Raw genomic sequence first — 13,095 nt, forward strand, 5'->3', positions numbered from 1 at the left:
GGGCTCTTCAGCCGCTCCCATCTGCAATCAGAGCAACATCCCTATACCCTTGCTTTGCAAGCGCCTCTGCACCGCGCCATGCGCGCAGGCCTGTGCGGCAGCAAAGGGTGATGCGGTGTGCAGGGTTAAAGTTGTGCTGGCCAAGTTCATCGGAGGCAAGGCGCAGTGCGGTATTGCAGACAGGTTGGGGGGCTTCCAATGCATCTCGAAGCTCAATCACTACGTCGTCCTGCCTCAGTTCACTAACTGAGATAAAGGGTGCATGCCAGTCCGGTTCTTTGGCGTTGAGAAACGAAAAGCCACCGAACTTAAATCCCTTAAAATCCACTGTGGTGAGACGACCCAATGGGCTGGGAGAAAAGTCCAGCAGCACCGCTAAAGTCATTTGTGCCTGTATGGCTCCGATGCTGCCGACCGAAGGGCCGAGGACACCCGCACTGGCGCAATTGGCAGAGTTGGTTGGTGGGGAGGGGAAGACAGCTCGCAGTGATGGCGCACCACCACAAAAACCTCCGAGATAACCGGAGGTTCCAAGCGCAGAGGCTGAGATAAGCGGCTTGCCTTGTCGGTAGCACTCATCTGAGAGCGTGTAAGAGGCTGCAAACGTATCTGCAGCATCCACGATGATATCTGCCTGAGCAATCAGTCCGCCCGCATTCGCAGGTTCCAGAGCAATGTTAAGGGCGTGTAGCTCCACCTCTGGGTTGTATCCATGTAACCGAGCTGCTGCGGCATAGGCCTTGCTCTCCCCTACATTTGCCGGTGAATACAAAGGCTGTCGATGCAGATTGCTCTCTTCAATCACATCGGGATCAACAATGGTGATAACGCCCACACCGGCACCGGTAAGATATTGCAGGACAGGGCAGCCTAAACCGCCAGCACCAACAACGAGGACATGAGCGGATAGCAACCGCTCTTGCCCTGCGGTTCCAACTTCTGGCAAGAGCATCTGGCGGTCATAACGTGTCATTGCTTACAAGCCTCCACCCATTCCTGAGTTCGGGCAATCGGATCGTGTGCCTGTAAAATGTCTGTCACCACTGCAGCGCTATCAGCACCAGCTTCAAACACACCGGCAAGTCGCTCCGGCGTTAACCCACCTATGGCAACAAGAGGCGTCTCGCCAACCATCTGTTTCCAGCGGCTGACACGCTCCAAACCTTGTGGAGCCCACTTCATTTTCTTCAGCTTGGTTGGATAGACCGGGCCCAGAGCGACATACTCGGGCTTGAAGGAGAGAGCACGATCCAACTCGGCCTCATCATGGGTGGAAAGACCAAAGCAAACACCAGCCTTCTGGAGTGCAGCAAAGTCAGCACTGTCCATGTCTTCCTGTCCAAGATGAACGAAATCACAGCCAAGCTCTAATGCCAGCTCCCAATAGTCATTGATGATCAGTTGAACACCATGTTGATGGCAATAATCACGAGCCTGCGCAATGTGCTGTCGAATAACCTGTTCAGGTTGGTCTTTGATCCGTAGTTGAACAAGCTTCACGCCGTGAGGGACAAGCTTTTCAATCCAGTCCGCGTCTCCGGCAATCAGATAAAACCGTTCCATCAGATCAACTCCGCCATGCCAAGGGTTGGGGTAGAGGGAACCGCCATGTCGCGCGGGTCCATAGGGTCTGCGATGTATCCATTCCGCCCTGCTTCAATGGCTTGCGCCATAGCCTGCGCCATCAAAACCGGGTCACCCGCTTTGGCAACTGCGGTATTGAGCAGAACAGCATTCATGCCAAGCTCCATTGCACGCGTGGCGTCAGAGGGACGCCCAATACCAGCATCCACGATCAAGGGTACATCCGGAAAATGCGCTCGCATGGCCCGCAAGGCCTCAGGATTTCGCAGGCCCTGACCAGACCCGATGGGAGCCCCCCATGGCATCAGCAGTTCGCATCCGGCTTCCAACAGCTTTTCGCCAACCACAAGATCATCAGTCGTGTATGGAAACACCTTGAAACCATCTGCACAGAGAAGCCTCGCAGCTTCGACCAACCCAAACACATCGGGCTGTAAGGTGTCTGAGTTGCCGATAACCTCTAGCTTGATCCAGTCAGTTCCAAACAACTCGCGAGCCATCTGTGCAGTAACAACGGCTTCTTGCACGCTATGGCACCCAGCGGTGTTGGGCAGAATTCTGCAGCCACTATCTTTCAATAGCCCCCAGAAACCAGCCCCAGAACCGTCAGCGGTTTCGCGTCGCAAAGAGACTGTGATGATCTCTGCCCTGCTGGTCTCAATTGCTTTTTGTAGCACAGCAGGAGAAGGGTATTGCGCTGTCCCGAGCAACAGCCGGGAACTGATGTCTGTACCATAAAGCTGCATGTTACCCTCCCTGCATAGGCGCAAGAACTTCCAGTCGATCGCCTTCTGAAAGGGATGTCTCAGAGTAGTCCTCACGAGGAACAAACCGGCCGTTCAAAGCCGTCGCAACAGCGGGGCTGGTGAACTCCAGCTCCGTAAGAGCATCCTCCAACGTTTCGTTGGTGACCTCGCGTGGTTCCGCATTCACGATGATCTTCATGCGCAAGCCTCCTTCAAAAGATGTTGTGCTGCTTGCTGTGCCAGTGCTGGTGCAAGCAAAAAGCCGTGGCGGTAAAGCCCGTTGAGGTGGAGAGACCCGTCATGCTCGACCAGTCGAGGCAAGTTGTCTGGAAACGCTGGACGCAATCCCGCTCCAATTTCAACCACACTGGCCTCGGCAAAGGCAGGGTGAATGGCAAAGGCTGCGCTCAGCATTTCTGTAAGGGATCGTAGGGTGGGGGGACGGTCTGAGTTACTCTCCACCATGGTCCCGCCAATCATGAACAACCCATCAGCCCGCGGCACCAGATAAAGCGGCATACGTGGGTGTAAGAGCCGGATGACACGGGAAAGCTGAACCTCAGGACAATGCAAAATCGCCATCTCACCGCGCACAGCCCGCAAGTCAGGAAGGCTGGATGCGGTTGCTGTGCAATTGAGATTGACCCGCGCAGGTGCAGTCCTTCCATATTGGATCTCTACCCCAAGCTCCTGAACAGCACCTGTCAGATCAGCCAGTGCCTGCCGTGGATCCAGATGCGCTTCCTCTTTAAAAAACAGCCCGCGCTCAAAGCGTCCAGCCAATGCTGGCTCCAGCTCTGAGATCGCTTGACCGTTCACCTCGGTAAAGTGTGAGGTCCGCCGTGCAAAGCGGGTCAGCTCGGCCTGATCGCGCGGCGGAGTAACCACCAGCGTTCCGTGCCGGGTCACAGGCGTTACCTGAGACCACCAATCAGCGGCCTGCACCCCACATGTAACAACCTCCTCTTCTGCGCTTTCTCGCTCGCAAAATGGCGCAAGCATGCCACCTGCAAACCGTGCAACACTGCTTTCACCCGGCTGCTCGGCTTTTTCAAAGATAGTGACGGGTGCACTGCGCTTTGCGAGCTCATAGGCGGAAGCCAGCCCCGCAAGACCGGCTCCAGCAATCGTAATCACTGCTCTGTCCCTTCAAGTGGCAGGTATAACTTGCCGCCTTCGCGGAACTTGGCTGCCATGGCCTCCATACCTTCCTTTTGCGCTTCCGCGCGGATGTCATGGGAGATCCGCATAGAACAGAACTTAGGTCCGCACATAGAGCAGAAATGAGCCACTTTATGCGCATCTTTCGGCAGGGTTTCATCGTGGAACTCTCGCGCAGTATCCGGATCGAGAGAAAGGTTGAACTGATCCTCCCAACGGAATTCAAAGCGTGCACGGGACAAGGCATCATCCCGGCGCTGGGCACCCGGCAATCCTTTCGCAAGATCAGCGGCGTGAGCTGCAATCTTATAGGTAATCACACCGGTTTTCACATCATCCCGGTCCGGCAACCCTAAATGCTCTTTCGGTGTCACATAGCAAAGCATGGCGCAGCCAAACCACCCGATCATCGCAGCACCGATGCCGGAGGTGATGTGATCATATCCGGGCGCGATATCCGTGGTGAGAGGGCCAAGCGTGTAAAACGGTGCTTCATGGCAGCATTCCAGCTGCTTATCCATGTTCTCTTTGATCTTGTGCATGGCCACATGACCCGGGCCTTCAATCATCACCTGACAATCCTTGGCCCATGCAATCTTGGTCAGCTCCCCAAGCGTCTCCAACTCGGCAAACTGGGCTTCATCATTTGCATCTGCAATGGAACCCGGACGCAATCCATCACCAAGAGAAAACGCCACATCGTACTGGCGGCAAATATCGCAGATCTCGTCAAAGTGCTCATAGAGGAAGCTGTCTTTGTGATGATGCAGAGACCACTTCGCCATGATGGAACCGCCACGGGAGACAATCCCCGTCACGCGATTAACGGTCATCGGCACCATGTGAAGGCGCACGCCAGCATGGATGGTGAAGTAATCAACCCCTTGCTCTGCCTGCTCAATCAACGTGTCGCGGAAGATTTCCCAAGTCAGATCTTCCGCAACTCCATTCACCTTCTCAAGTGCCTGATAAAGCGGGACGGTCCCAATCGGTACAGGACTGTTGCGGATGATCCATTCACGGGTGTTGTGAATGTTACGACCGGTAGACAGATCCATCACCGTGTCAGCGCCCCAGCGGATCGACCACACCATCTTGTCGACTTCCTCTTCCATGGAGGAGGTAACAGCAGACGTGCCCATATTGGCGTTGATCTTGACCAGAAAGTTACGGCCAATAATCATCGGCTCACTCTCAGGGTGGTTGATGTTCGACGGAATGATCGCGCGGCCAGCAGCCACCTCATCACGTACAAACTCCGGTGTCACATAGTCAGGGATGCTCGCACCCCAGTCATTGCCACACCGCTCTTCTACAACCGCTTCCCGCAACTGGTTTTCGCGGATGGCGATGAACTCCATCTCCGGCGTGATAATGCCAGCGCGAGCATAGGCCAGCTGGGTGACAGCTTTATCACCTTTCCCGCGTAAGGGGCGAGGCTTCACCGGAAACTCAGGAACAAGCCGATCGCCTTTTACAAAACCATTGTCTTCAGGCTTAATCTCGCGGCCATCATACTCCTCCGTGTCACCACGTGCCTCAATCCACTCGCGTCGTAGAGCGGGCAAACCTTCAGAAATATTCGTTGTTGCCGTTGGATCCGTGTAAGGGCCGGAACTGTCATAGACAGGGAGGGGAGGCTCGCCTGCAGTTGGGTGAACGCTGATCTCGCGCATGGGCACGAGCACGTCTTCGTGCAGGCTGCCTCGAACGTAGATTTTACGTGCTGCTGGCAAGGCGCCGGTGGTGATGGATGGGTTTGGCGTCGTCATTATGGTGCTCCTCAAGTTCATAACTCGAAAAAGACACCAGATGAGTTTTGGCTGGGAAACGGCAGAAAGAACTTCTGCTGCTAAGATCGCGGTTGTTACACTGGCCCTTCAAACAGGCCCCGCGACCCGTGCTTCCTACGCCAGTATCAACTGGGTCAGGTTCTAAGGGTCGCGTCGCCGAGCTTGCGCTCTGTCAGCCTCTCAGTCTCCTTGGTGAGACTCCCCTGCATACATGATTTTGCTAGAACGATTATGAACTAGTGTCAAGGCAGGTTCGGTTCAGGCGAGGTTCAGAAATCTTTTGTAAGTTGGATTTTATGAGAGGGGAGTCGCTGACACTTATTGGATTTTGCGGTTTGCGTTCCTATCTCTCATCTAAGAATTTCACATCTGGATATCGCGAAAAATAATATCAACGAATGCTTGAAACCTGTTCTCTCCCATCCGTTTTAGCTGGCCCAATCTTGCGGCGACTGGAAACCTTACGTCTGACGTTTTGGCTCGCACTGCGCGCACCGGCAGATGTAAAATTGGACTTGTTCCCACAAGGTGGCGAACCACAAACCTACGAGCTGACGAAAGCGCAAACCGAGGTAAACCTGATTTCAGCAGGGGTGCATCTCCACTACCTCCTGATCGATCTACCTCTCCAAACCCCACTCCCGCAAGACAGCTGGATCAGCTATCGCCTTGCACTGCGTATGCAGGACGACGAGGAGACTGGCTGGCAAGATCATTCCGTATGGGCTCCGGATCTTTGCTATGAAAATCAGGAGCTTCCTGGCTTTCTGCTATGCTCAAAAGTGTCCTCGCTCCTACATGGATCCTGCCGCAAACCACATCACGAATCCGGCGATGGTCTGGTCGCAGCGGATAAGTTTCTGGCAAAGCACATCAGGGCTGAGGACGGCACCAAAGTTGATAAGGAAAAATGGCCAGCTGCCCTCGTGATGAGCGGTGATCAGGTTTATTCAGATGACGTTGCAGGCCCCATGTTGCGGGCTATCCATGCGCTCATCGAAAAACTCGGTATCACTGAAGAACAGTTGGCGAGCTTGGAAAGCAAAGTGCCCGATAAGGCATCAGACCTTTACCATCATGGCGACACCTACTACCGGCGCGAAAAGTTTCTCCCAAGTCTGGAGAAGAACCGGAAGCTCTGGCTTGTTTTGTTCGGAGGTGTAGAAAAGCCAATCTTTACTGCCGACCATGCCCATAACCATCTGATCACACTGGCTGAATTCTTGGCAATGTATCTTCTCGTCTGGTCTCCAGCAGTATGGGAGCTGGTTGAGACAGATGTTCCCGAAGGACTGACGCATGAAGAAACAGGGCTCTACCAGAGCGAGCAGAAAATCCTGAAGGAGTTTGTTACTGGTCTCAGTCAGGTTCGCCGCCTATTTGCACACATTCCAGTCGCGATGATCTTTGATGACCATGATGTCACTGATGATTGGAACCTCAATCGTGATTGGGAAGAGACAGCCTACGGACATCCGTTCTCCCGCCGGGTTATAGGTAACGCCTTATGCGCTTATATGCTCAACCAGGGGTGGGGTAACCGACCAGAAGCGTTTTCTGGTGGAACACTTCAGGAGATGACACAGGCCATTACAGTGCCGGGCACTCGCAGCTATGACGAGTTCTTGGACCACCTCTTTACCTTTGAAAATTGGGATTATCACTGGGAACTAGACCCACCACTGCTGGTGCTGGATACGCGCACACGGCGTTGGAGATCTGAGCGTGCAGGTTATCTGCCCTCTGGTCTACTGGATTGGGAAGCCGTCACGGATTTACAGCGCGCTTTACGCGGAAAAGACGCCGTGCTGCTCGTGTCTGCAGCTCCGATCTTTGGCGTCAAGTTGATCGAGACGCTGCAAAAGCTGCTCACGTTCATGGGCAAACCGCTCATGGTGGATGCAGAATACTGGATGGCACATCCGGGAACGGCAGATGGCATTTTGAACGTGTTCCGCCACCGCAAAACGCCAGATCGCTTTACGATCCTTTCCGGTGATGTGCACTACTCCTTTGTTTACGATGTTGAGTTGCGCGGACATTCTCGTGGACCTGACATCTGGCAAATCTGCAGCAGTGGCATCAAAAACGAGTTCCCAGCCAAACTGCTCGACAAACTCGATCACCTGAACCGCTGGCTCTATGCCCCGCGTTCACCGCTGAACTGGCTAACAAGACGGCGCGGCATGAAGGTTATTCCGCGTAAGCCCGTGGGCACACATCATGGTCGACGCCTGCTGAATGCAAGTGGCATTGGATTAGTTGAGTTTGATGAACATGGCGGTCCAGACCAAATCAGCCAACTGCTGCCAGATGGGCGTCAGGTTGTCTTCGTGCGCCGGGAAGAAGAAGCGCGCTGGGATTGATGGTGGAGAAAACTAGATCCAAAACAATACCTGTGGCCTGCAACTGTCACAGGTAACTGCAAGAAATCTATTGGATTTACTCAAATTACGGGTCTTGTCTAATATATCATTGCCATATTGCGAGTTGTTGGTATGCTATTGGTATCAGGGAGAGTCTCGTGTCCAGCATATCCAAAAAAGTGGGGTTTCCAGAACATTCCAATCCGCAGGAGTGGCGTGAAACCGAGCAAAGATCTTCACGTTATGCGGGCTTGGAAACATGGGGGACTGACGAAGTTCTCAAGGCCTTGCTCGGTGGTCAAATGCAAGCCCTCAACGCTGTTTGGTCCGCGTTGGGTGAGCTGGAAGCCGCAGTTGATGCCGCTGCCCAAAGGCTACAGGGAACCGAAGGTAGACTTGTTTATGTTGGTGCAGGTACCTCAGGCAGGCTCGGCGTTTTGGATGGCATTGAGCTCATCCCCACATTTGGCTGGCCAGAGCATCGGTTGATCTATGGTCTGGCAGGCGGCGAAGCTGGATTATTACGCCCGCAGGAAGGTGCTGAGGACAGCGCAGAAGCTGGCCGTGACTTCATTTTAGAGAACAATGTCGGCGCTTCTGATGTCGTCTTGGGTATTGCAGCAAGCGGCACCACACCTTTTACCCGCTCTGCCATTCAAACCGCCAGAGGCGCGGGGGCTCTGACCATATCACTGGCGAATAATCCGCAAAGCCCGTTACTGGCCGATGCTGAGCATGAAATCCTTTTAAGGACAGGTCCGGAAGTGTTGGCAGGATCAACCAGGTTATCCGCAGGAACCAGCCAAAAGGCCGCACTCAACCTATTTTCTACAGCGCTCATGGTCCGGTTGAAGAAGGTGTATCGTGGCTACATGGTGGATATGCAGCTGACCAACATCAAACTGGATCAGCGCGCCAAAGACATGGTGGTCTCACTCACCGCTTGTTCGCAGGAAAAAGCCGCAGCTGCCCTGCATGAAAGTGACAGTCAGATCAAGCTGGCTGTCTTACTGGTGCTGGGGGCAACAAAGCAACAGGCCACTAATGTTTTGAATGAAACTCAGGGAGATTTGGGAGAATCTCTTCGGGTGCTTGGGTTACATCAACCTGACTGAATTATGCGCACATTGCGATCTGCTTAGACCGTAATGTGCCAAAAGGAATATTCGCCAGCTGGGGGGCTGGCGAGTTGCAATACCGGCGGTTTTTCAAGGCGGTATTCGATCATTTGTTACGGGAGGAATTAATGAAACACTATTTGACATCAGGCATTGCTGCATCCCTGCTTCTGGGCTCCGCATCTTTTGCTTTTGCAGCGTCTGAACTGACAATTGAGAGCTGGCGTAACGACGATTTAAGCATCTGGCAGGACACCATTCTGCCTGCGTTTATGAAAGCGCACCCAGAGATCAAAATCAGGTTCTCGCCAACAGCTCCAACACAATACAATGCAGCACTGAATGCAAAGCTGGAAGGTGGAACCGGTGGTGATCTGATCACATGCCGTCCGTTTGATGGTTCGCTGGATCTCTACAGTAAAGGCTATCTGAAGAACCTGCAGGACATGGCAACCCTCGATAACTTCCCGGATTCAGCAAAAGGTGCATGGAGCACCGATGATGGCAGTGCCACATTCTGCGTTCCAATGGCCGCTGTGATCCACGGCTTCATCTACAACAAGGATGCCTTTGCTGAAGTTGGTGTTGAGCCACCAAAAACTCAGGCTGAGTTCATGGCTGTTCTCGACAAGATCAAGGCAGATGGCAACTACATTCCAATGGCGATGGGCACGTTAGATCAGTGGGAATCCGCTGCAATGGGCTATCAGAACATCGGCCCAATGTACTGGAAAGGCGAGGAAGGCCGTAAGGCAATTGTTGCAGGCACTGGCAAGCTGACAGATGATGGCTGGGTCAAGCCGTTTGAAGTACTGGCAGGCTGGGGCCCATATCTCGGTGACGGGTATGAAGCTCAATCCTATCCAGACAGCCAGACCTTGTTCACACTGGGCCGTGCAGCAATTTATCCATCCGGCTCTTGGGAAATTGCAGGCTTCAACCGTGATTCAGACTTCGAGCTCGGCGCATTCCGTCCACCTCTGCCAGCCGAGGGTGACAGCTGCTACATCTCAGGCCACACTGACATCGGCATTGGCCTGAATGCGGCCTCTCCAAATGCTGAAGCTGCTATGAAGTTCCTTGAATGGATGGGCACCAAAGAGTTTGCGGAGCTCTACTCCAACGCTGTTCCGGGCTTCTTCTCTTTGTCCAAGCATGAGATCTCGCTCACTGATCCACTGGCGGATGAGTTCATCTCCTGGCGCAAAGACTGTCAGTCCACCAACCGTTCTGCGGCACAGATCGTTTCTCGCGGTACTCCAAACCTCTGGAACGAAATGTGGGTTGTGTCTGCAAATGTCATCAATGGCAAGCAGACACCTGCGGATGCAGCGAACCAGCTTCAGAAGGGGTTGAGCTCCTGGTACGAACCTCAGATGGACTAAGCCATCTCTCTGAATGAACACCAAACAGCAGATGTGCGGATTGACCCGCGCATCTGCATTGCAATGAGAGATGATGGAATTGGAACAGGACCTTATGGTCAGTGAGCGGAAGAAGAAGCCGTTCCGCTGGCATGTACTTGTCTTTCTGGCTCCGGCAGTCATCGTTTACACGATGATCATGATCCTGCCGTTGGCTGAAACTCTGCGCTTTTCATTTTTTCAAAGAGACACGACCACGCAGGCGATCTCGTTTGTCGGACTGGAAAACTACATCAAGCTGTTCTTTGATCCGTATTGGGTCGAGCCGTTTTTAAACTCGCTCTGGAACAACTGCTATTTCTTCCTGATCCACATGTTAGTGCAGAACCCGATTGGCATCCTGATAGCGGCTTTGCTCTCCATGGTGCACCTACCGGGCAAGAAGCTTTATCGCACAGCCATCTTCATGCCGACACTCCTGTCCTTCGTTGTGGTCGGGTTTGTCTGGAAGCTCATGCTTTCCCCGTTATGGGGCGTTTCCAAAGGCCTGATGAAGTCTGTTGGGGTGGGCAGTTGGTACCTACCGTTCCTCGGGAAAGAAGAAACAGCACTCACAACGCTCTCTCTCATCTCCGTCTGGCAGTTCATCGGCATTCCAATGATGCTGATTTATGCAGCGCTGCTTTCTATTCCTGATGAGGTGATTGAAGCCGCTGAATGCGATGGCGTGACCGGCATCTCGCAGTTCTTCAAAATCAAGCTGGTCCTGATCCTTCCAACAATCGGTATCATCTCCATCTTAACCTTCGTGGGCAACTTCAACGCATTTGACTTGATCTACACCACGCAGGGGCCGCTTGCGGGGCCAAATTTCTCGACAGACCTGTTGGGCACGATCTTGTACCGAACATTCTACGGGCAACAGTTGCAACCCGGTGACCCCAACATGGGAGCCGCCATCGCAACGGTGATGTTCTTTATCATCCTGACGGGTGTTGCCATTTATCTCTTCTTCATTCAGCGCAAGCTGACACGTTACGAGATGTGAGGCGCAAATGGCTATTTCTCGTGCAAGACGAAACCGAATGGCAGAACTGGGCGCACATGCAATCTTGCTCACGTTTGCAGTGATCGCGCTTTTCCCGGTTCTCCTCATTCTCATCAACTCGCTCAAAACCAAAAAAGCGATCTTCCGCCAGCCTCTGGAGTTCCCTACTTCCGAAACACTGGATCTGGTTGGTTATTCAACAGTGCTGCAGCAAGGCAACTTCCCGCTGTATTTTTGGAATTCTCTGTTCGTGACTGGTGCCAGCTTGTGTCTCATTCTCCTGTTTGGAGCAATGGCAGCTTTTGCGCTCAGCGAGTACAAGTTTCGCGGTAATCGCCTAATGGGCCTTTATATGGCACTGGGCATCATGATCCCGATCCGTCTGGGGACTGTGGGCATTCTCCGCCTGATGGTCACGACGGATCTGGTGAATACACATTGGGCACTCATACTGGTCTACATAGCACAAGGCCTGCCATTGGCGATCTTCATTCTCTCCGAGTTTATGTCGACAGTGTCGTCAGACCTCAAATCTGCTGGTCGTATTGATGGCCTTTCAGAATACTCCATCTTTTTACGCCTCGTACTGCCTCTCATCAGACCCGCAATGGCAACAGTGGCTGTCTTCTCCATGATCCCGATTTGGAATGATCTCTGGTTCCCCCTTGTTCTGGCCCCCGCAGAGCATACCAAAACACTCACACTGGGCGCTCAGGTGTTTGTTGGGCAATATTCCAACAACTGGAACGCAATTCTCGCGGCTATGGCGCTGGCAGTCATTCCGGTCCTCATTCTCTACACGCTCTTCTCGCGCCAACTCATTCGGGGCCTAACATCTGGAGCAGTCAAATGAGTGAAAAACCTATCCGCGTGCTCGTGGCTGGCCTTGGAAATATGGGTAAGTCACATGCTCTGGCGTATGAGGTCAATCCGGGATTTGAGATCGTAGGGCTGGTCAATCGATCACCGGTGGAATTGCCTGAAGAGTTAAGGGGCCATATCATCCAATCTGATTTTGCGCAGGCTTTGGTCGAAACCAAACCCGACCTTGTGTCCATCTGCACTTATTCAGACAGCCATGCTGAATATGCTGTCATGGCGATGGAAGCAGGGACGGATGTGTTTGTAGAAAAGCCACTGGCAACCACTCTGGAAGATGCTCAAAGTGTCGTGGAAACTGCTCGCAAGCTGGGATGTAAACTGGTGGTTGGTTATATCCTGCGCCATCACCCATCATGGACAACCCTCATAGAGCAATCGCGCAAACTGGGCGGCCCTTACGTTTTCCGCATGAACCTCAACCAGCAATCCAGCGGCGCGACGTGGCAGACCCACAAACAGCTGATGCAGACCACATCACCGATTGTCGACTGCGGCGTCCACTACATTGACGTCATGTGCCAAATTACCGACGCCAAGCCGGTCGAAGTGCGTGGCATGGGCGTGCGTTTGAGTGATGAGCTTCCCGATGACATGTACAATTATGGCCATCTGCAAGTCCTGTTCGAGGACGGCTCCGTCGGCTGGTACGAGGCAGGGTGGGGCCCGATGATGTCGGAAACCGCGTTCTTCGTAAAAGATGTCGTCTCGAAAAATGGCAGCGTCTCGATTGTTATGGAAGGCGAAGCCCGTTCGGACGATATCGACATGCACACCAAAACCTCCACGATCCGGGTTCATTACGGCCAAACAGATGCGAACGGCGAGTTTACACGCAAAGACGATGTACTCAGCATGGATGGTGAACCGGGGCATCAGGCCCTGTGTGATCGCGAGCAAGCCTTTGTGCTCACAGCTATCCGTGAAGGGCTGGATTTAGAAGATCACATGAATGCAGCGGTAAATTCTCTGGCTGTCGTATTGGCGGCAGATCAGGCTGTGCGCACAGGCACAGCTCAGAAACTGGACTTGTAAT

General features: G+C 53.3%; 12 protein-coding genes and 1 riboswitch. Of the genes, 6 read left to right on the forward strand and 6 right to left on the reverse strand.

Features of this window, described 5'->3' with window-relative positions; all coding sequences use genetic code 11:
- Positions 1–7 precede the first annotated feature (7 nt).
- From PsAD37_RS04110 to thiC, 6 genes are read right to left on the reverse strand one after another with little or no spacing between them, the layout of a single operon-like run.
- The gene (locus PsAD37_RS04110) at positions 8–973 is read right to left on the reverse strand and encodes a HesA/MoeB/ThiF family protein (protein WP_063295066.1); all 966 of its coding nucleotides are present in this window, start codon (positions 971–973) and stop codon (positions 8–10) included.
- Positions 970–1,563: a thiamine phosphate synthase gene (locus PsAD37_RS04115; RefSeq protein ID WP_063295067.1), complete on the reverse strand. Its 594-nt coding sequence runs from the start codon at positions 1,561–1,563 to the stop codon at positions 970–972. Before PsAD37_RS04115 ends, PsAD37_RS04110 begins: the two co-directional genes overlap by 4 nt.
- Complete coding sequence (locus PsAD37_RS04120; protein ID WP_063295068.1) at positions 1,563–2,330, reverse strand: thiazole synthase; 768 nt, start codon at positions 2,328–2,330, stop codon at positions 1,563–1,565. Before PsAD37_RS04120 ends, PsAD37_RS04115 begins: the two co-directional genes overlap by 1 nt.
- Position 2,331: 1 nt before the next feature.
- Positions 2,332–2,529, reverse strand: coding sequence for a sulfur carrier protein ThiS (gene thiS / locus PsAD37_RS04125; protein ID WP_063295069.1), 198 nt, complete (start codon positions 2,527–2,529; stop codon positions 2,332–2,334).
- Positions 2,526–3,467 carry an FAD-dependent oxidoreductase gene (locus PsAD37_RS04130; protein ID WP_063295070.1) on the reverse strand — a complete coding sequence of 314 codons (942 nt, stop codon included), beginning with the start codon at positions 3,465–3,467 and terminating at the stop codon, positions 2,526–2,528. The genes thiS and PsAD37_RS04130 overlap by 4 nt, the downstream gene beginning before the upstream one ends.
- A complete protein-coding gene (gene thiC / locus PsAD37_RS04135; protein ID WP_063295071.1) occupies positions 3,464–5,263 on the reverse strand; it encodes a phosphomethylpyrimidine synthase ThiC in 1,800 nt (599 codons plus the stop codon). The genes PsAD37_RS04130 and thiC overlap by 4 nt, the downstream gene beginning before the upstream one ends.
- A gap of 115 nt (positions 5,264–5,378) precedes the next feature.
- Positions 5,379–5,499: riboswitch (TPP riboswitch) on the reverse strand.
- Between the two features lie 183 nt (positions 5,500–5,682).
- On the opposite strand from thiC, the gene PsAD37_RS04140 reads away from it, so the two are divergent.
- From PsAD37_RS04140 to PsAD37_RS04165, 6 genes are all read left to right on the forward strand, one after another.
- The gene (locus PsAD37_RS04140) at positions 5,683–7,650 is read left to right on the forward strand and encodes a hypothetical protein (RefSeq protein WP_063295072.1); all 1,968 of its coding nucleotides are present in this window, start codon (positions 5,683–5,685) and stop codon (positions 7,648–7,650) included.
- A 167-nt stretch (positions 7,651–7,817) separates the two neighbouring features.
- On the forward strand, positions 7,818–8,765 hold the full coding sequence (locus PsAD37_RS04145) for an N-acetylmuramic acid 6-phosphate etherase (protein ID WP_063295092.1): 948 nt from the start codon (positions 7,818–7,820) through the stop codon (positions 8,763–8,765).
- 131 nt (positions 8,766–8,896) lie between these two features.
- Positions 8,897–10,153 (forward strand): ABC transporter substrate-binding protein, encoded by a 1,257-nt coding sequence (locus PsAD37_RS04150; protein ID WP_063295073.1) that lies wholly within the window; start codon positions 8,897–8,899, stop codon positions 10,151–10,153.
- A gap of 73 nt (positions 10,154–10,226) precedes the next feature.
- A complete protein-coding gene (locus tag PsAD37_RS04155; RefSeq protein ID WP_244272474.1) occupies positions 10,227–11,180 on the forward strand; it encodes a carbohydrate ABC transporter permease in 954 nt (317 codons plus the stop codon).
- 7 nt (positions 11,181–11,187) lie between these two features.
- On the forward strand, positions 11,188–12,033 hold the full coding sequence (locus PsAD37_RS04160) for a carbohydrate ABC transporter permease (protein WP_153039672.1): 846 nt from the start codon (positions 11,188–11,190) through the stop codon (positions 12,031–12,033).
- Positions 12,030–13,094 carry a Gfo/Idh/MocA family protein gene (locus PsAD37_RS04165; RefSeq protein ID WP_063295074.1) on the forward strand — a complete coding sequence of 355 codons (1,065 nt, stop codon included), beginning with the start codon at positions 12,030–12,032 and terminating at the stop codon, positions 13,092–13,094. The genes PsAD37_RS04160 and PsAD37_RS04165 overlap by 4 nt, the downstream gene beginning before the upstream one ends.
- Position 13,095: the final 1 nt, after the last annotated feature.

The sequence above is a fragment of the Pseudovibrio sp. Ad37 genome (genome assembly GCF_001623075.1).
In the GTDB taxonomy this organism is placed as follows: domain Bacteria; phylum Pseudomonadota; class Alphaproteobacteria; order Rhizobiales; family Stappiaceae; genus Pseudovibrio.